This window comes from Mycolicibacterium parafortuitum, assembly GCF_010725485.1.
In the GTDB taxonomy this organism is placed as follows: Bacteria; Actinomycetota; Actinomycetes; order Mycobacteriales; family Mycobacteriaceae; genus Mycobacterium.
The window spans coordinates 2,097,716-2,115,475 of sequence record NZ_AP022598.1; the positions used below are offsets into that span (position 1 = coordinate 2,097,716).

The window sequence follows — 17,760 nt, forward strand, 5'->3', positions numbered from 1 at the left end:
GCCCTCAGGTCAGCTCCCACACCACGGTCACCGAGAACCCGACCGTCTGCTGGCCCGGCTCCATCGGTACCGCGGCCTCCATCGCGCGCGGTGCCTGGATCGGTACCGGCGGGCTGGAGCCGCCCTGCTCGGAGATCGAGATGACCTTGCCCAGGCTCAGTCCGGACAGCTCGGCGTACTGCGCGGCCCGGTCCTTGGCGTCCTCGAAGGCCCGCGCCCTGGCGTCGCGGACGAGTTCGGAGTCGTCCTCGATCGAGTACGCGATCGAGTTGATCCGGGTCGCGTTGCCGCCGGTGGAGACGATCAACCCGATCGTGTCGGAGGCTTTGGCCAGATCGCGGATCGTGACGTTGACGGTGTTGGTGGCCCGGTAGGCCGAGATCGCGGTGCCGTCCGACCCGTACTGCGGTTGCAGGTCGGCGGCGGTGGTGGCGATGTCCGAGCGGTCGATGCCGAGGTCGACCAGACCGTCGATCACCGACTGCTGACGCTCGTTGGTCTGGTTCATCGCCGCGGTGGCGTCCGGGCCGAGGAACTCCATCGACGCGTTCACGGTCAGGGTGTCCGGGGTGCCCTGCACCTGCCCGGCCCCGACGACGGTGACCTGGCGGGCGTCGGCGCCGGATGCGGACAGGCCCTTCTGCGCATCGCACGCGGACACTCCGGCCGCCGCCAAACCCGCGGCGGCAAGCGCGATGAGGGTGTTCCTGACGGTCTTCGCACACGCTGAGATCGGCATGCCTGGCACAGTAGCGTCCGGTCAGCGGGCCGAGTCCAGGAAGTCGACAAGCACGCGCGACACCTGTGCGGGCCGCTCCTCGGTCAGCCAGTGCCCGGCGCCGTCGAGCATCACCTCGCGGTAGTCACCGGTCACGATCTCGCGGGCGCGGTCGGTCGGTGTGTAGGCCAGCGTCGGGTCGGCGCTGCCACCGACGAACAGGGCGGGCACGTCGATCGTGGCCGTCGGTGGGGCGGCGGTCAGCTCCCAGTTCAGGTCGAAACACCGGTACCAGTTCAGCGGGCCGGTGAAGCCGGTGCGGGTGAACTCGTCGACGTAGACGGCGAAGTCGGCGGGGGCGAGCCAGTCCGGCAGCGCGCCCGGGTCGGGGATGCGGTCGAGGAAGCCGCCGCCGTCGGGGTCCCCGGTCAGCGCGGCGCCGCCGCCGGCGCCCATCGAGAACAGCCGCCGGAACGTCGCCGCGGGGTCGCGCGCGAGTTCCGCGTCGGCCGGACCTCGCTCCTGGAAGTACAGGATGTAGACGAATCGGTTCGCGAAGATCCGGCGGAACGCCTGCGTCGTCGGCACCTGCGGGCGGGGCACCGGTGGCAGGCTCAGCCCGCCGACCGCCCAGAACCGTTCCGCCGCGAACAGCGGCGCACCCCAGGCGACGACGGACCCGAAGTCATGCCCGATCAGTGCGGCTCTGTCGGCGCCGACGTCATCGATCAGCCCGACGATGTCGGCGCTGAGCTCGCGCACGTTGTAGGCGTCGACATCCTCGGGACGGTCGGAGCCGCCGTAGCCGCGCTGGTCGGGGGCCAGGACGTGATAGCCGGCCTCGGCGAGCGCGGCGACCTGATGGCGCCAGGAAAATGCCAGCTCAGGGAAGCCGTGGCACAACACAACCAGCGGGGCGCCGGGGTCGCCGGCCTCCATCACCCGCAGCGTGACACCGTTCGTGTGGACCATCCGCGACCGCATGGCACCTACTTTCCCTGAGAGCCAGGTCACGGTCAGTCGTAACCGGGAACTGCCGAACGTTGGTCTAGCGGTAGCCTTGAGGTTTCCAGCTGCGCGTATTGGAAGGATTTGGCCGGCGCACCGCAATGCCGGCTGCACATATTTGATGAACCGGAATCACAACATGGACCGACGCCCCGGCATGGACCGGACTTCCTTATGAACAGAAAAAATGTGATCCGCACCCTCACGGTGATCGCCGTGGTGCTGCTGCTGGGTTGGTCATTCTTCTATTTCAGCGACGACACGCGCGGCTACAAGCCCGTCGACACGTCGGTCGCGATGGCGCAGATCACCGCCGACAACGTCGACAGCGCGCAGATCGACGACCGCGAACAGCAGTTGCGTCTCGAGCTGAAGAACGGCAACGGCGACACCGAGGACAGCAAGCAGGTCATCACCAAGTACCCGACCGGGTACGGGGTGACGTTGTTCGAGGCGCTGCAGGACAAGAACGTCAAGACCAACACCGTGGTCAACCAGAGCAGCATCTTCGGCACGCTGCTGATCTACATGCTGCCGCTGCTGCTGCTCGTCGCGCTGTTCGTGATGTTCTCCCGGATGCAGTCCGGCGGCCGGATGGGCTTCGGCTTCGGCAAGTCCAAGGCCAAGATGCTGTCCAAGGACATGCCCAAGACCACCTTCGCCGATGTCGCGGGCGTCGACGAGGCGGTCGAGGAGCTCTACGAGATCAAGGACTTCCTGCAGAACCCGAGCCGCTACCAGGCTCTCGGCGCCAAGATCCCCAAGGGTGTGCTGCTCTACGGCCCGCCCGGCACGGGCAAGACCCTGCTGGCGCGCGCGGTGGCCGGTGAGGCCGGTGTCCCGTTCTTCACGATCTCCGGTTCGGACTTCGTCGAGATGTTCGTCGGCGTCGGCGCCTCGCGCGTGCGTGACCTGTTCGAGCAGGCCAAGCAGAACAGCCCGTGCATCATCTTCGTCGACGAGATCGACGCCGTCGGACGCCAGCGTGGCGCCGGTCTGGGCGGCGGTCACGACGAACGCGAACAGACACTGAACCAGCTGCTGGTCGAGATGGACGGCTTCGGCGACCGTCAGGGCGTCATCCTGATCGCGGCGACCAACCGGCCCGACATCCTCGACCCGGCCCTGCTGCGGCCCGGCCGCTTCGACCGCCAGATCCCGGTGTCGAGCCCGGATCTGGCCGGCCGGCGTGCGGTGCTCAAGGTGCATTCGGCGGGTAAGCCGATCGCCGAGGACGCCGACCTGGAAGGTCTGGCCAAGCGCACCGTCGGCATGTCCGGCGCCGACCTGGCCAACGTGATCAACGAGGCGGCCCTGCTGACCGCCCGCGAGAACGGCACCATCATCACCGGTGCCGCGCTCGAAGAGGCCGTCGACCGGGTCGTCGGCGGTCCGCGCCGCAAGAGCCGCATCATCAGCGAGCACGAGAAGAAGATCACCGCCTACCACGAGGGCGGGCACACCCTGGCCGCGTGGGCGATGCCCGACATCGAACCGATCTACAAGGTGACGATCCTGGCGCGCGGCCGCACCGGCGGTCATGCGATGGCGGTGCCCGAGGACGACAAGGGTCTGATGACCCGCTCCGAGATGATCGCCCGCCTGGTGTTCGCGATGGGTGGGCGCGCGGCCGAGGAGCTGGTGTTCCGCGAGCCGACCACCGGCGCGTCGTCCGACATCGACCAGGCCACCAAGATCGCCCGCGCGATGGTCACCGAGTACGGCATGAGCTCCAAGCTCGGCGCCGTCAGGTACGGCACCGAACACGGCGACCCGTTCCTGGGCCGCACGATGGGCAACCAGGCCGACTACAGCCACGAGGTCGCGCGCGACATCGACGACGAGATCCGCAAGTTGATCGAGGCCGCCCACACCGAGGCGTGGGAGATCCTCACCGAGTACCGCGACGTGCTCGACACGCTGGCGCTGCAGCTGCTGGAGAAGGAGACCCTGCACCGGGTCGAGCTCGAAGCCATCTTCGCCGACGTGAAGAAGCGCCCGCGACTGACCATGTTCGACGACTTCGGCGGCCGGGTGCCGTCGGACAAGCCGCCGATCAAGACGCCGGGCGAGTTGGCGATGGAGCGCGGCGAGCCATGGCCCAAACCGGTTCCGGAACCCGCGTTCAAGATCGCGATCGCGCAGGCGTCGAAGGCCGCCGCCGAAGCCGCCCACAAGAACGGCGGCAACGGGTCCAACGGCGCCCCGGCCGGCGGCCCCACCCAGCCCGACTACGGCGCCCCGGCAGGCTGGCATGCGCCCGGCTGGCCGCCGCCCGCCGGCACGCCGCATCAGCCGCAGGGGCACTGGTATCCGGGCCCGCAGCAACAGCAGGGCTGGCAGGGGCAGCCCCCGACGCCGGCCTATCCCGGCTATCCGCCGTATCAGCCCTACCCGCCGCCGCCCGGGCAGCAGGCCCACGGTGGCGCACCCGCGTACAACCCGGCCGAAGAGCCCAGCCACGACGGTGGCCGGGACAACGGGCGTACCGGCCCGCCGGACCAGGATCGCTGACACCCCCGAACGGAGATCTCGATGACGCGGTCGAACAACCACACGGCCACGCTCACCACCCGCGATTTCGATCAGGCGCGTGCGGAGGCCGCGGTGCGGGAACTACTCATCGCTGTCGGTGAGGATCCGGACCGGGAAGGGCTGCTGGACACCCCTGCGCGGGTGGCGCGGTCCTACCGTGAGATCTTCGCGGGGCTCTACACCGACCCCGACGACGTGCTCACCACGATGTTCGACGAGCAGCATGACGAACTCGTGCTGGTCAAGGACATCCCGATGTATTCGACGTGCGAGCACCACCTGGTGTCGTTCCACGGGGTGGCCCACGTCGGTTACATCCCGGGGGTGGACGGCCGGGTCACCGGGTTGTCGAAGCTGGCGCGGGTGGTCGACCTGTACGCCAAGCGGCCCCAGGTGCAGGAGCGGCTGACCGCGCAGATCGCCGACGCGCTGATGCGCAAGCTCAGTCCGCGCGGCGCCATCGTCGTGATCGAGGCCGAGCATCTGTGCATGGCGATGCGCGGCATCCGTAAGCCCGGTGCGGTGACGACGACGTCCGCGGTGCGCGGACAGTTCAAGACCGACAAGGCATCCCGTGCCGAGGCCCTGGACCTGATCCTGCGGAAGTGACGTCCGTGCGGGGCGAGCGGAGCGACGGGGGATGTACAGCGTGCAGGTGATGGGGGTTGTCAACGTCACCGACGATTCGTTCTCCGACGGTGGTCTTTTCCTGGACCGCGACCGGGCCGTCGCCCACGGTGTCGAGCTCGTCGCCCAGGGCGCGGCCATCGTCGACGTCGGCGGTGAGTCGACCCGGCCCGGCGCGACCCGTGTCGACCCGCAGGTCGAGATCTCCAGGGTGCTGCCCGTCGTCAAAGAGCTTTCCCAGCAGGGGATCACCGTCAGTATCGACACGATGCACGCCTCGGTCGCGCGGGCCGCGCTGGAGAACGGCGCCGCGATCGTCAACGACGTCTCCGGCGGCCGCGCCGACCCCGACATGGTGCGCGTCGTCGCCGAGGCCGGCGCTCCGTGGATCCTGATGCACTGGCGCTCGGTGGACGCCGACCGACCACACAGCGTCCCGCCGTACCGCGACGTGGTCGCAGAGGTGCGCGACGAGTTGCTCGCCGGGGTGGACGCGGCGGTCGCGGCAGGGGTGAGCCCGGACAAGCTGATCATCGATCCCGGACTGGGATTCGCCAAGACCGCACAACACAACTGGGCGCTGCTCAACGCGCTGCCGGACCTCGTCGCAACCGGGATCCCGGTGCTCGTCGGCGCATCCCGCAAGCGTTTCCTCGGCACCCTGCTGGCCGGCGCCGACGGCGAGCCGCGCCCGCCTGCCGGGCGGGAGACCGCCACCGCGGTGATCTCCGCGCTGGCGGGATGGCACGGCGTCTGGGGGGTGCGGGTGCATGACGTGCGGGCGTCGGTGGATGCCCTCGCGGTGGCGACGGCATGGCGGGCGGGAGCACATGACTGATCGGATCGAGTTGCGTGGCTTGAGGGTTCGCGGCAACCACGGTGTGTTCGACCACGAGCGCCGCGACGGTCAGGATTTCGTCGTCGACATCACGGTGTGGATCGACCTGGCCGCCGCGGCGGCCAGCGACGACCTCGCCGACACGCTGGACTACGGCGTGCTCGCGCAGCGGGCCGCCGACATCGTCGCCGGCCCGCCGCGGCAGTTGATCGAGACCGTCGCCGGTGAGATCGCCGACGACGTGATGCGCGACGAACGCGCCCACGCCGTCGAGGTGGTGGTGCACAAACCTTCGGCGCCGATTCCGTTGCAGTTCAACGATGTCGCGGTCACCGCGCGCCGGTCACGCCGCGGTGGGCGGGGCCGATGACGGTGATCGTGCTGTCCATCGGGTCCAATGTGGGCGACCGGTTGGCGCATCTGCAGTCCGTGCTCGACGGCCTCGGCAGCACGGTCACGGCGGTGTCGCCGGTGTACGAGACCGACGCCTGGGGCGGTGTCGAGCAGGGCCCGTTCCTCAACGCCGTCGTGCTCGCCGACGACCCGGAACTCGATCCCTGTGGTTGGCTGCGGCGGGCCCACGAGCTCGAAGACGCCGCGGGCCGCACCCGGGAACAGCACTGGGGCCCACGGACCCTCGACGTCGACCTGGTGGCGTGCCGCGACGGTGAGGCCGATGTGGTGCTGGCCGACCCGGACCTGACGCTGCCGCATCCGTACGCGCACGTCCGCGCGTTCGTGCTGATCCCATGGCTCGCCGTGGATCCGGCCGCGCAGCTGACCGTCGACGGTCGGAGGGCCGCGGCGACCGAACTGCTCGCCGGCGTCGACCCGGGCGAACGCGCCGGGGTCCGCCAAACCCACCTGTCGCTGCGGATCGGGACGCCCGGCTGATGGGCGTGACCCGCAAGCGTGACCTCGCCGGGGCCGTCGCGGCCACGGCGGTCGCGGGCTATCTGCTCATGTTCGTGCTCTACCGGGTGTTCCCGCCGATCACCTTGTGGACGGGCATGTCACTGCTGGGTGTCGCAGTGGCGCTGGCAGGTTGGGCGTTCTTCGTGCGGTCCAGGATTCGCGACGGTCAGATCGGCCTGGGCGTGGGCCGGCTGCATCCCGTGGCGGTGGCCCGCTCGGTCGTCATCGCGAAGGCCGCGGCGTGGATGGGCAGCGTCGTGCTCGGGTGGTGGCTTGCGGTGGTGATCTATCTGCTGCCGCGGCGCGGAAGTCTGCGGGTGGCCGCCGAGGACACCCCGGGCGCGGTGGTGGCCGCGCTGTGCGCGTTGGCCCTGGTGATCGCCGCGATGTGGCTGCAGCATTGCTGCACCTCCCCGGACGACCAGTCGCAGAACGCCGACCCCGCGCCCGGCTGAGGTGATTGTGCGCGACCCGGGCAGAATCGCCGTCAAGGTCGACACGCGAGATGACCTGTGCCAGGTACAGTCGCCCCATGACCGATCCGACCCGCGGCGGCCGCCTCAGACGTGGCACCCGAAGGCCGGGTTGGATCCTGATGACGGTGTTGCTGGTGCTCGCCATCGTCGCGAGTTCGGCTCTGGTTTTCACCAACCGCGTCGAGTTGCTCAAGCTCGCAGTGATTCTCGCGCTGTGGGCCGCGGTGGTCGCCGCGTTCGTGTCCGTGATCTATCGCAGGCAGAGTGACAGCGACCAGGCCAAGGTGCGCGATCTGAAGCTGGTCTACGACCTGCAACTGGAGCGGGAGATCTCGGCTCGGCGGGAGTACGAACTCACCGTCGAATCGCATCTGCGCCGCGAGCTGGCGGCCGAGCTCAGCGCACAGTCCGCTGACGAGGTGGCCTCACTGCGCGCGGAGCTCGCCGCGCTGCGCGCCAACCTGGAGTATCTGTTCGACGCAGACCTGTCGCACCGCCCGGCGATCGAGACCGAGCGCACCGCGGGCCGGGTCAGCAGCAGCCGCATCGACACCGAGGACGACTTCGTCACCGTCGCGCCGGAGCCGGAAGCCCCGGAGACCGACGAGAGCCCGATCATCGACGTGCCCGCCGAACCGCATCCGCCGGAGCACGAGTGGGCCGCGTTCGTCGCCGAACACGGAGGGGCGCACCGCAGGGCGGGCGAGCAGGAGGCGGCCGGACGGCGTCGCCGCGCCGAGGACGCCGCGCCCCCGCAGTGGGCGCCACCGCCTCCGCAGCAGGCACCCCAGCAGCCGGCACCGGAACCACCACCGCCGCCGGCCCCGCAAGCTGCGCCGGTCGCGCCGGAACCTCAGTTCCCGTGGCTTCCGCCGCCACCCCAACAGCCCGCGCCGCAGCCACCGCAGCGTCCCGAGCCCGCTCCGGCGGGCGGGTGGCAGCCCGTGCCCGCCGAGGGCCAGTACATCCCGGCCGGGCACCCGGGAAGTAACTGGGTGTCTCCCAACGGGACCGAGGACGAGTACGTCGGGCGGCGCCGTGCCCCCGAACAGCCCGCCCCCGAGCAGCCGCAGGAGACACCCCGCGGCAAGCATTACGCGCCGGGCGAGCAGTCGGCGCCGGAACCGCAGCCCGCACCGCAGCCCCGGGACGAGGAAGCACCCGAACCCGAGGACGAGGGCGGCGGTGCGCACACCGGCGGGCAGTCCGTCGCCGAACTGCTGGCCCGGCTGCAGGCGACCCCGTCCGGCGGCAGCCGGCGAAGGCGCCGGGAGGACTGAGCTAGGCTCGGGGCGACCGTCCGGTACCCGCAGCGCGGGACCGGAACGACGTGGACGAGAACAGCGAGGTCGACTGCGATGGTGCAGCCCTCCGGCGGCGGTGCAACCCCGCACGACGGACTCCGGCCGGCCCGGCTGACGGTCGGCGTGATCTCCGCGGGCCGGGTCGGTACCGCACTGGGTGTGGCGCTCGAACGCGCCGAACACGTCGTCGTCGGATGCAGCGCCGTGTCGAACGCCTCCCGCACCCGCGCGCAGCGCTGGCTTCCCGACACCCCGGTGCTCGCCGTCGACGAGGTGGCGCGCCGCTGCGAACTCCTGCTGCTCGCCGTGCCCGACGCCGAACTGCCCGGCCTGGTCAGCGGTCTGGCCTCAACCGGCGCGGTGCGGCCCAACACCATCGTGATGCACACCTCCGGCGCCAACGGCATCGGTGTGCTCGCGCCGCTGGCCGAGATCGGTTGCATCACCCTGGCCGTCCATCCCGCGATGACGTTCGCCGGCACCGACGAGGACGTCGACCGGCTGCGCGAGACCTGCTTCGGTATCACCGCCGGGGACGAAATCGGCTACGCCATCGCGCAATCGCTGGTGCTCGAGATCGGTGGCGAACCGTTCCGGGTCCGCGAGGATGCCCGCACGCTCTACCATGCGGCTCTCGCACACTCCAGCAATCACGTCGTCACCGTGCTGCTCGACGCGGTCGAGGCGCTGCGCGCGGCGTTGTGGGGCCAGGAACTTCTCGGCCAGGAGACCGTCGGCGACGAACCGGGCGGCATCGCCGAGCGGATCATCGCCCCGCTGGCACGCGCGGCGCTGGACAACGCGCTGCAGCGCGGGCAGACGGCGCTCACCGGGCCGGTCGCGCGCGGCGACGCCGAGGCGGTGGCGGGCCATCTGCAGGCCCTGGCCGAAGTGAATCCCGATGTGGCGCAGGCTTACCGGGCCAACTCGTGGCGCACCGCGCAACGTGCGCACGCTCCGCGGGCCGTGTTCGACGTGTTGACAGAATCAGGACAGTGATGAACCCACGTAACGCACCGAAGTTCGCCGCAGGACAGCTCAACGTCTACCACCGTCCCGGTGACGTGTCCGCCGTGACCCGGGCGGTGCGCGGCACCGGGCGACGGGTCATCCTGGTTCCGACGATGGGTGCGCTGCACGACGGTCATCTGGCACTGGTGCGTGCCGCCAAGCGGGCACCGGGTGCGGTCGTCGTCGTCTCGATCTTCGTGAACCCGTTGCAGTTCGGGGCGGGGGAGGACCTCGACGCGTATCCGCGAACCCTGGACGACGACCTCGCGCTGCTGCGTGCCGAAGGGGTCGAGATCGCGTTCACCCCGACAGCCGACGATATGTACCCCGACGGGATGCGCACCACGGTGCACCCCGGTGCTATCGGCGCGGAACTCGAAGGCGCGGTTCGGCCAACGCATTTCGCCGGAATGCTGACCGTGGTACTCAAGCTGTTCAACATCGTGCGCCCAGACCGTGCCTACTTCGGTGAGAAGGACTATCAGCAACTGGCTTTGATCCGGCAGATGGTCACCGACCTCAACCTCGACATCCAGATCCAGGGTGTGCCGACGGTGCGCGAGAACGACGGACTGGCGATGTCCTCGCGCAACCGCTATCTGGACGCCGACGAACGCGAGCAGGCCGGCGCGCTGTCGGCGGCACTGCTGGCCGGCATGTACGCCGCGTCGGCGGGGGCGGCCGCGGCGCTGGACGCGGCCCGCGCGGTGCTCGACGAGGTGCCCGCCCTGACACTGGACTATCTGGAGGTACGCGATCCGATGCTGGGTCCCGCGCCGGTGGAGGGGCCTGGGCGCATCCTCGTGGCCGCGCGGCTCGGACGGACCCGGTTGATCGACAACATCGCCATCGACATCGGCGCCAGCGCCGGCATCGACGGCCATCCCCGCTCCGCGAACGGGCAGAGCCACGAATTGCCTTGGAGGAACTGATGTCACGGGTCATGGTGACGTCCACGACGGACGCAGGGGTGATGTCGTGCTGCTGGCGATAGACGTCCGCAACACCCACACCGTCGTCGGTTTGGTGTCCGGTTCCGGTCAGCACGCCAAGGTCGTGCACCACTGGCGTATCCGCACCGAATCCGAGGTCACCGCAGACGAACTCGCGCTGACGATCGACGGGCTGATCGGTGACGACGCCGAGCGCCTCACTGGCGCCGCGGGACTGTCGACGGTGCCGTCGGTGATGCACGAGGTCAGGGTGATGCTCGAGCAGTACTGGCCGTCGGTGCCGCACGTGCTGATCGAGCCCGGGGTGCGCACCGGGATACCGCTGCTGGTCGACAACCCGAAAGAGGTCGGCGCGGACCGCATCGTGAACTGTCTTGCGGCGTACCATAAGTACGGCACCGCGGCCATCGTCGTCGACTTCGGTTCGTCGATCTGCGTGGACGTGGTGTCGGCCAAGGGTGAGTTTCTCGGCGGTGCGATCGCCCCGGGCGTGCAGGTGTCCTCCGACGCCGCCGCGGCCCGCTCGGCGGCGCTGCGGCGCGTCGAGCTGACCCGGCCGCGGTCGGTCATCGGCAAGAACACCGTCGAGTGCATGCAGGCCGGTGCGGTGTTCGGATTCGCCGGTCTGGTCGACGGTCTGGTCACCCGGATCCGGGAGGACGTCGACGGTTTCGGCGGTGACGACGTCAACGTGGTCGCCACCGGGCACGGGGCGCCGCTGGTGCTCGACGACCTGAGCACCGTGCAGCACTACGACCGCCACCTGACCCTCGACGGGCTGCGCCTGGTCTACGAACGCAACCGCGACAACCAGCGCAAGCTCAAACAGGCCCGCTGACTCAGAAGTACGTGCGGATCAGGTCGACCACCCGGCCCCGGTCGTCGAGTTCGGGGATCAGCCGCCATTTGTCGAACACGGTGCACGGGTGCGAGATCCCGAACCGCAGCCAGTCGCCGACGTGAGCTGAGTCGGGGCCGTCGAGCTGAAGGAACGCGTGCTGGTCGTTGAGTTTGGTCACCGAGGACCCGGCCGGCTCCAGCGGCGTCGGCATCCCCTGGTCGAAGGACACGTCACGCCGGCCCATCGCCACGATCGCCAGCTCGGGTTCCGGACGCGACGTGACCTGCGCGTGGATCTCCAGCGCCGGACGCAGCCCGGCTCCGCCGTGCCGGGTCAACGGCGAGGTGCGCGCGTACAGCCCGTGGTCGTGGGTCAGGTAGCAGCCGCTGCGCAGCACCGTGCGCACCGTCAGTGCGGCAGGCCAGCCGGTCAACACGTCGGCGACGTCGTCGAAGTAGGTGCTGCCGCCCGCGGTGACGACGACCTCGTCGGTCTCGAACAGCGCGGCGAGGCGCAGCACGGCCGCCCGCACGTCGCGCAGGTGCGCCGCGACCGCGGCCATCGACTCCGGAGCCAGCGACTGCGCGATCGCGGCCTCGTAGCCGGCCACCCCGACCAGCTCCAGCCGGGGCGACGCGACCACGGCGCGGGCCACGTCGTCGACCTCGTCGGCCGTCCGGCAGCCGGACCGCCCGCCGGGCAACCCGATCTCGACGCACACCGGCACGGGCCGCCGGGCACCGGCCAGCGCCGCGGTCATCAGCTCGACACCGCGCACCGAGTCGGCCCAGCACACGAAACGCATCGTCGGGTCGCGGTCCAGCTCGGCCGCCACCCAGCGCAACCCCGCGGCGTCGACCAGCTCGTTGGCCAGCACCAGGCTGCGGACCCCGAATGCGCGGAACACCGCCGCCTGGCTCACCGTCGCCACCGTGATCGCGCAGGCGCCGGCGTCCAGCTGGCGCGCCGCCAGTTGCGGTGCCATGTGCGTCTTGCCGTGCGGGGCCAGCTCGACACCGCGGGCGCGGCACCATTGCGCCATCGTCGCGAGGTTGTGGGCCACCGCATCGGCGCGCAGCACGCACACCGGGCCGGGGGCGCCGCCCTCGGGAGCGTCGGGGTCGAACACGGGCGCCTCGGCGGCGATCTGTGCCGGCGTCCGCCCCCACCACCGGGGCGGCACCCCTTTGAACCGCCAGTCCAGCGGACGCTCGGACTCCCGGCGCACCGCGGCGCGGTAGACGGCGTCGTCGATCGGCGCGATTCCGGGACCGGTCATCTGTTCATTTAAGCTGGCACGTCGTGACGTCCCCAGATTCTCCTGACGACATCCCTGAGCAGTTCCGCATCCGTCAGGCCAAGCGCGAGAGGCTGCTCGCCGAGGGGCGCGACCCGTACCCGGTGCACGTCGACCGCACCCACACCCTCGCCGAACTGCGCGCGGCGTACCCCGATCTGGAAGCCGACACCAAGACCGGTCAGTTCGTCGGCGTCGCCGGCCGGGTGATCTTCGCCCGCAACTCTGGCAAGTTGTGCTTCGCCACCCTGCAGGACGGCGACGGGACCCAGCTTCAGGTGATGATCAGCTTCGCCGAGGTGGGCCAGGATTCCCTCGACGCCTGGAAGGCCGACGTCGACCTCGGCGACATCGTCTTCGTGCACGGCGAGGTCATCAGCTCCCGCCGCGGCGAGCTGTCCGTGCTCGCCGACTCGTGGCAGATCGCGTCGAAGTCGCTGCGGCCGCTGCCCGTTGCGCACAAGGAATTGAACGAGGAGACCCGGGTCAGGCAGCGCTACGTCGACCTGATCGTGCGCCCGGAGGCTCGGGCCATCGCACGGCAGCGCGTCGCGGTGGTGCGCGCGGTGCGCAATGCGCTGGAACGGCGTGGATTCCTCGAAGTCGAGACGCCGATGTTGCAGACGCTGGCCGGCGGCGCGGCGGCCCGTCCGTTCGTCACCCATTCCAATGCCCTCGACACCGATCTGTACCTGCGCATCGCGCCGGAACTTTTCCTCAAGCGGTGTGTGGTCGGCGGATTCGACCGCGTCTTCGAGTTGAATCGCAACTTCCGAAACGAAGGCGCCGATTCCACGCATTCGCCGGAATTCGCGATGCTGGAGACTTATCAGGCGTGGGGCACCTACGATGATTCGGCGATCGTCACTCGCGAACTAATTCAAGAGGTTGCCGACGAAGCGATCGGCACCCGGCAGGTCACTTTGGCCGATGGCAGCGAGTACGACCTCGACGGGGAATGGCAGAGCATTCAAATGTATCCGTCATTGTCCGAGGCTTTGGGTGAAGAGATCACCCCACAGACCTCCGCCGAACGGCTTTGGCAGATCGCCGACCGGCTCGGTGTCGAGATTCCGCGGGACCGCGGCTACGGGCACGGGAAATTGGTCGAGGAACTCTGGGAGCACACCGTCGGCGACAAACTGTGGGCCCCGACGTTCGTCCGGGACTTCCCGGTCGAGACCACACCGCTGACGCGCCCGCATCGCAGCATCGACGGCGTCACCGAGAAATGGGATCTCTACGTGCGCAACTTCGAATTGGCCACCGGCTACTCGGAGTTGATCGACCCGATCATCCAGCGCCAGAGATTCGAGGCGCAGGCACGTGCGGCAGCCGCCGGAGACGACGAGGCAATGGCGCTGGACGAGGATTTCCTGGCCGCATTGGAGTACGGGATGCCGCCCACGACGGGAACCGGAATGGGTATCGATCGGCTGCTGATGGCGCTGACCGGACTGAACATTAGAGAGACTGTTTTATTTCCGATTGTTCGCCGACACGCAAACTGATCTGCGCCCAATCGGGCGTTGTTGAATGGCCCGCCTGAATATGGCACATTGGTGCCGTAGTTGAGCGGCATTCCGCTCTTCTGGTACTTGGGAAGGGCAGTGAGAAATGGCGAAGAAAGTGACCGTCACCTTGGTCGACGATTTCGACGGTGAGGGTGCCGCTGACGAGACCGTTGAATTTGGTCTCGACGGCGTGAGCTACGAGATCGACCTCTCTGCCAAGAACGCCGCAAAGCTTCGTAATGATTTGAAGCAGTGGGTCGAGGCGGGCCGCCGGGTCGGTGGCCGCCGCCGCGGTCGCGCCGCGGCCACCGGTCGGGGGCGTGCCGCCATCGACCGCGAGCAGAGCGCCGCGATCCGGGAATGGGCCCGCCGCAACGGTCACAACGTGTCGACCCGCGGCCGGATCCCCGCCGACGTGATCGACGCGTTCCACGCCGCCACCTAGCGATTCGCGGCGGTTCCGGGCCCGGCCCGGGCCGCCGGGCTCGTTCGCTGGCGGCGAACCTTTTTCGTGCCCGGGCGGGAAACGTTTTCGGCATCTGCGGCGTTGCTCTAGCAGCGTCGGGCAGATGTCATCCGTCTTGCCATCTGTAGCTCTTCTGTCACCCCTTTAGGGACCGCCAGGCGGGGCACCCGAAGCTGTCGCCCATTAGAGTGGACGACGTAGGTGTACGGCACTGGGTATGACCGCGGTTGTTGCGGCCGTCGAGACTGCCGGTGCGGGCACTTACCAATGCGATGGAGAGCAGGTAACCACGGATGTTCGAAAGATTCACCGACCGTGCGCGTCGGGTTGTCGTCCTGGCCCAAGAAGAGGCCCGGATGCTCAATCACAACTACATCGGCACCGAGCACATCCTGCTGGGACTCATTCACGAGGGTGAGGGCGTAGCCGCCAAGTCGCTCGAGTCGCTCGGCATCTCCCTGGAGGGAGTCCGCAGCCAGGTCGAGGAGATCATCGGCCAGGGCCAGCAGGCGCCGTCCGGGCACATTCCCTTCACCCCGCGGGCCAAGAAGGTGCTCGAGCTGAGCCTGCGCGAGGCGCTGCAGCTCGGCCACAACTACATCGGCACCGAGCACATCCTGCTCGGCCTCATCCGCGAGGGTGAGGGTGTCGCCGCCCAGGTTCTCGTGAAGCTCGGCGCCGAACTGACCCGGGTGCGCCAGCAGGTCATCCAGCTGCTGAGCGGCTACCAGGGCAAGGAGACCGCGGAAGCGGGCACCGGAGGCCGCGGCGGTGAGGCGGGCAACCCGTCTACGTCGCTGGTCCTCGACCAGTTCGGCCGCAACCTGACCGCCGCGGCGATGGAGGGCAAGCTCGACCCCGTCATCGGCCGCGAGAAGGAAATCGAGCGGGTCATGCAGGTGCTGAGCCGCCGCACCAAGAACAACCCGGTGCTGATCGGTGAGCCCGGCGTCGGTAAGACCGCCGTCGTCGAGGGCCTCGCGCAGGCGATCGTGCACGGTGACGTCCCCGAGACGCTGAAGGACAAGCAGCTCTACACCCTCGACCTCGGTTCGCTGGTCGCGGGCAGCCGCTACCGCGGTGATTTCGAGGAGCGCCTCAAGAAGGTGCTCAAGGAGATCAACACCCGCGGCGACATCATCCTGTTCATCGACGAGCTGCACACGCTCGTCGGTGCGGGAGCCGCCGAGGGCGCGATCGACGCGGCCAGCATCCTGAAGCCGAAGCTGGCCCGCGGTGAGCTGCAGACCATCGGTGCGACCACCCTCGACGAGTACCGCAAGTACATCGAGAAGGACGCCGCGCTCGAGCGCCGGTTCCAGCCGGTCCAGGTCGGCGAGCCGACGGTCGCGCACACCATCGAGATCCTCAAGGGTCTGCGCGACCGGTACGAGGCGCACCACCGCGTCTCGATCACCGACGGCGCCATCGCGGCCGCGGCGACGCTGGCCGACCGCTACATCAACGACCGGTTCCTGCCGGACAAGGCGATCGACCTGATCGACGAGGCCGGCGCCCGGATGCGCATCCGCCGGATGACGGCTCCGCCGGACCTGCGCGAGTTCGACGAGAAGATCGCCGACGCGCGCCGGGAGAAGGAGTCCGCGATCGACGCGCAGGACTTCGAGAAGGCTGCGAGCCTGCGCGACAAGGAGAAGCAACTCGTCGCGCAGCGTGCCGAGCGTGAGAAGCAGTGGCGCTCAGGTGATCTCGATGTCGTGGCGGAAGTCGACGACGAGCAGATCGCCGAGGTGCTCGGCAACTGGACCGGTATCCCGGTGTTCAAGCTGACCGAGGAGGAGACCACCCGTCTCCTGCGCATGGAAGAGGAACTGCACAAGCGGATCATCGGGCAAGAAGATGCCGTCCGTGCTGTTTCGAAGGCGATCCGTCGTACCCGTGCGGGCCTGAAGGATCCGAAGCGCCCGTCCGGTTCGTTCATCTTCGCCGGCCCGTCCGGCGTCGGTAAGACCGAGCTGTCCAAGGCGCTGGCCAACTTCCTGTTCGGCGACGACGACGCGCTCATCCAGATCGACATGGGCGAGTTCCACGACCGCTTCACCGCATCGCGGCTGTTCGGTGCCCCTCCGGGGTACGTCGGCTACGAAGAGGGTGGCCAGCTCACCGAGAAGGTGCGCCGCAAGCCGTTCTCGGTGGTGCTGTTCGACGAGATCGAGAAGGCCCATCAGGAGATCTACAACAGCCTCCTGCAGGTCCTCGAAGACGGCCGCCTGACCGACGGTCAGGGCCGCACGGTGGACTTCAAGAACACCGTGCTGATCTTCACCTCGAACCTCGGCACGAGCGACATTTCCAAGGCGGTCGGGCTGGGCTTCACCCAGGGCGGCGGGGAGAACAACTACGAGCGGATGAAGCAGAAGGTTCACGACGAACTGAAGAAGCACTTCCGTCCGGAGTTCCTCAACCGCATCGACGACATCATCGTCTTCCACCAGCTGACCCAGGACGAGATCATCCAGATGGTCGACCTGATGGTCGGCAGGGTCGCCAACCAGCTCAAGGCCAAGGACATGGCCATCGAGCTGACGCCGAAGGCGAAGGCGCTGCTGGCCAAGCGCGGCTTCGATCCGGTGCTGGGTGCGCGGCCGCTGCGCCGCACCATCCAGCGCGAGATCGAGGACCAGCTGTCGGAGAAGATCCTCTTCGAGGAACTCGGACCCGGCCAGCTCGTCACCGTCGACGTCGAGAACTGGGACGGCGAGGGTCAGGGCGAGGACGCGCGGTTCACCTTCGCCGGCTCCCGCAAGCCCGCCGAGGGCGCCGAGCCGGACCTGGCCCAAGCCGGTGCGGGTGGCGCCGCGGCCGTGACGGAATAACCGAATACGAGACCAACGGGCGGCCGCCCTTCTCCAATTTGCGAACCGGGGGAGGGTGGCCGCTTCATTTGGCTTACGATGCAGTGGTAATCGACGGGCGTCGGAAGCTGGTGGAAATCCAGACGGTCGCGCCACTGTGAAAGTCAGACCCGGGTCCGTCGGCCGTTCGTAGGGACGCGAAATCCCGGGAAAGGAACCACCATGACGTCACCTGACGTGAGCAAGACCCGCGCCATAGATTTCTCCGCGACCAAAGCCGTGCTCTGGCTCTCCCTCACCGCGTTCTTCGCTCTGGTGGTGCTGTACTTCATCGGTATGGACCAGGGTGCGACGTCGGTATTCGGCAACAGCACCTACATCCACGAATTCGTGCACGACGCACGCCATCTCCTCGGCTTCCCCTGCCACTGAGTAAAGCGG

At 68.8% G+C, this 17,760-nt stretch carries 17 protein-coding genes; 14 read left to right on the forward strand and 3 right to left on the reverse strand.

Annotated elements, in window-relative coordinates:
• Positions 1 to 4 precede the first annotated feature (4 nt).
• On the reverse strand, positions 5 to 739 hold the full coding sequence (locus tag NTM_RS09950) for an SIMPL domain-containing protein (protein WP_163766200.1): 735 nt from the start codon (positions 737 to 739) through the stop codon (positions 5 to 7).
• A gap of 21 nt (positions 740 to 760) precedes the next feature.
• Complete coding sequence (locus tag NTM_RS09955) at positions 761 to 1,702, reverse strand: alpha/beta fold hydrolase (RefSeq protein ID WP_104862589.1); 942 nt, start codon at positions 1,700 to 1,702, stop codon at positions 761 to 763.
• Positions 1,703 to 1,900: 198 nt separating this feature from the next.
• On the opposite strand from NTM_RS09955, the gene ftsH reads away from it, so the two are divergent.
• The 10 genes from ftsH (at position 1,901) to NTM_RS10005 (ending at position 11,223) form a co-directional block, all read left to right on the forward strand.
• The gene (gene ftsH / locus NTM_RS09960) at positions 1,901 to 4,240 is read left to right on the forward strand and encodes an ATP-dependent zinc metalloprotease FtsH (RefSeq protein ID WP_104862588.1); all 2,340 of its coding nucleotides are present in this window, start codon (positions 1,901 to 1,903) and stop codon (positions 4,238 to 4,240) included.
• Between the two features lie 21 nt (positions 4,241 to 4,261).
• Positions 4,262 to 4,870, forward strand: coding sequence for a GTP cyclohydrolase I FolE (folE, locus tag NTM_RS09965; protein ID WP_104862587.1), 609 nt, complete (start codon positions 4,262 to 4,264; stop codon positions 4,868 to 4,870).
• Between the two features lie 49 nt (positions 4,871 to 4,919).
• The gene (gene folP / locus NTM_RS09970) at positions 4,920 to 5,726 is read left to right on the forward strand and encodes a dihydropteroate synthase (RefSeq protein ID WP_232079675.1); all 807 of its coding nucleotides are present in this window, start codon (positions 4,920 to 4,922) and stop codon (positions 5,724 to 5,726) included.
• Positions 5,719 to 6,096 carry a dihydroneopterin aldolase gene (gene folB / locus NTM_RS09975; RefSeq protein ID WP_163766202.1) on the forward strand — a complete coding sequence of 126 codons (378 nt, stop codon included), beginning with the start codon at positions 5,719 to 5,721 and terminating at the stop codon, positions 6,094 to 6,096. Before folP ends, folB begins: the two co-directional genes overlap by 8 nt.
• Positions 6,093 to 6,620: a 2-amino-4-hydroxy-6-hydroxymethyldihydropteridine diphosphokinase gene (gene folK / locus NTM_RS09980; protein WP_163766203.1), complete on the forward strand. Its 528-nt coding sequence runs from the start codon at positions 6,093 to 6,095 to the stop codon at positions 6,618 to 6,620. The genes folB and folK overlap by 4 nt, the downstream gene beginning before the upstream one ends.
• Positions 6,620 to 7,096 carry a DUF3180 domain-containing protein gene (locus NTM_RS09985; protein WP_104862583.1) on the forward strand — a complete coding sequence of 159 codons (477 nt, stop codon included), beginning with the start codon at positions 6,620 to 6,622 and terminating at the stop codon, positions 7,094 to 7,096. The genes folK and NTM_RS09985 overlap by 1 nt, the downstream gene beginning before the upstream one ends.
• A 77-nt stretch (positions 7,097 to 7,173) precedes the next feature.
• Positions 7,174 to 8,397 carry a DUF6779 domain-containing protein gene (locus tag NTM_RS09990; protein ID WP_179963913.1) on the forward strand — a complete coding sequence of 408 codons (1,224 nt, stop codon included), beginning with the start codon at positions 7,174 to 7,176 and terminating at the stop codon, positions 8,395 to 8,397.
• A 78-nt stretch (positions 8,398 to 8,475) separates the two neighbouring features.
• Complete coding sequence (locus NTM_RS09995; protein ID WP_104862581.1) at positions 8,476 to 9,420, forward strand: Rossmann-like and DUF2520 domain-containing protein; 945 nt, start codon at positions 8,476 to 8,478, stop codon at positions 9,418 to 9,420.
• Positions 9,420 to 10,364, forward strand: coding sequence for a pantoate--beta-alanine ligase (panC, locus tag NTM_RS10000; RefSeq protein ID WP_163769437.1), 945 nt, complete (start codon positions 9,420 to 9,422; stop codon positions 10,362 to 10,364). Before NTM_RS09995 ends, panC begins: the two co-directional genes overlap by 1 nt.
• A 46-nt stretch (positions 10,365 to 10,410) precedes the next feature.
• Complete coding sequence (locus tag NTM_RS10005) at positions 10,411 to 11,223, forward strand: type III pantothenate kinase (protein ID WP_083142021.1); 813 nt, start codon at positions 10,411 to 10,413, stop codon at positions 11,221 to 11,223.
• A gap of 1 nt (position 11,224) precedes the next feature.
• Here the strand turns inward: NTM_RS10005 and NTM_RS10010 are convergent, their stop codons facing one another.
• Positions 11,225 to 12,505 carry an amino acid deaminase gene (locus NTM_RS10010; RefSeq protein ID WP_104862579.1) on the reverse strand — a complete coding sequence of 427 codons (1,281 nt, stop codon included), beginning with the start codon at positions 12,503 to 12,505 and terminating at the stop codon, positions 11,225 to 11,227.
• 23 nt (positions 12,506 to 12,528) lie between these two features.
• On the opposite strand from NTM_RS10010, the gene lysS reads away from it, so the two are divergent.
• The 4 genes from lysS (at position 12,529) to NTM_RS10030 (ending at position 17,751) form a co-directional block, all read left to right on the forward strand.
• The gene (lysS, locus tag NTM_RS10015; protein ID WP_104862578.1) at positions 12,529 to 14,034 is read left to right on the forward strand and encodes a lysine--tRNA ligase; all 1,506 of its coding nucleotides are present in this window, start codon (positions 12,529 to 12,531) and stop codon (positions 14,032 to 14,034) included.
• Positions 14,035 to 14,140: 106 nt separating this feature from the next.
• Entirely contained in the window at positions 14,141 to 14,482 is a 342-nt protein-coding gene (gene lsr2, locus NTM_RS10020) for a histone-like nucleoid-structuring protein Lsr2 (RefSeq protein ID WP_083142018.1), read from the forward strand.
• A 314-nt stretch (positions 14,483 to 14,796) separates the two neighbouring features.
• On the forward strand, positions 14,797 to 17,340 hold the full coding sequence (gene clpC1 / locus NTM_RS10025; protein ID WP_104862577.1) for an ATP-dependent protease ATP-binding subunit ClpC: 2,544 nt from the start codon (positions 14,797 to 14,799) through the stop codon (positions 17,338 to 17,340).
• Positions 17,341 to 17,541: 201 nt separating this feature from the next.
• Positions 17,542 to 17,751 carry a CbtB domain-containing protein gene (locus NTM_RS10030; RefSeq protein ID WP_083142016.1) on the forward strand — a complete coding sequence of 70 codons (210 nt, stop codon included), beginning with the start codon at positions 17,542 to 17,544 and terminating at the stop codon, positions 17,749 to 17,751.
• The last annotated feature ends 9 nt before the right edge of the window (positions 17,752 to 17,760 follow it).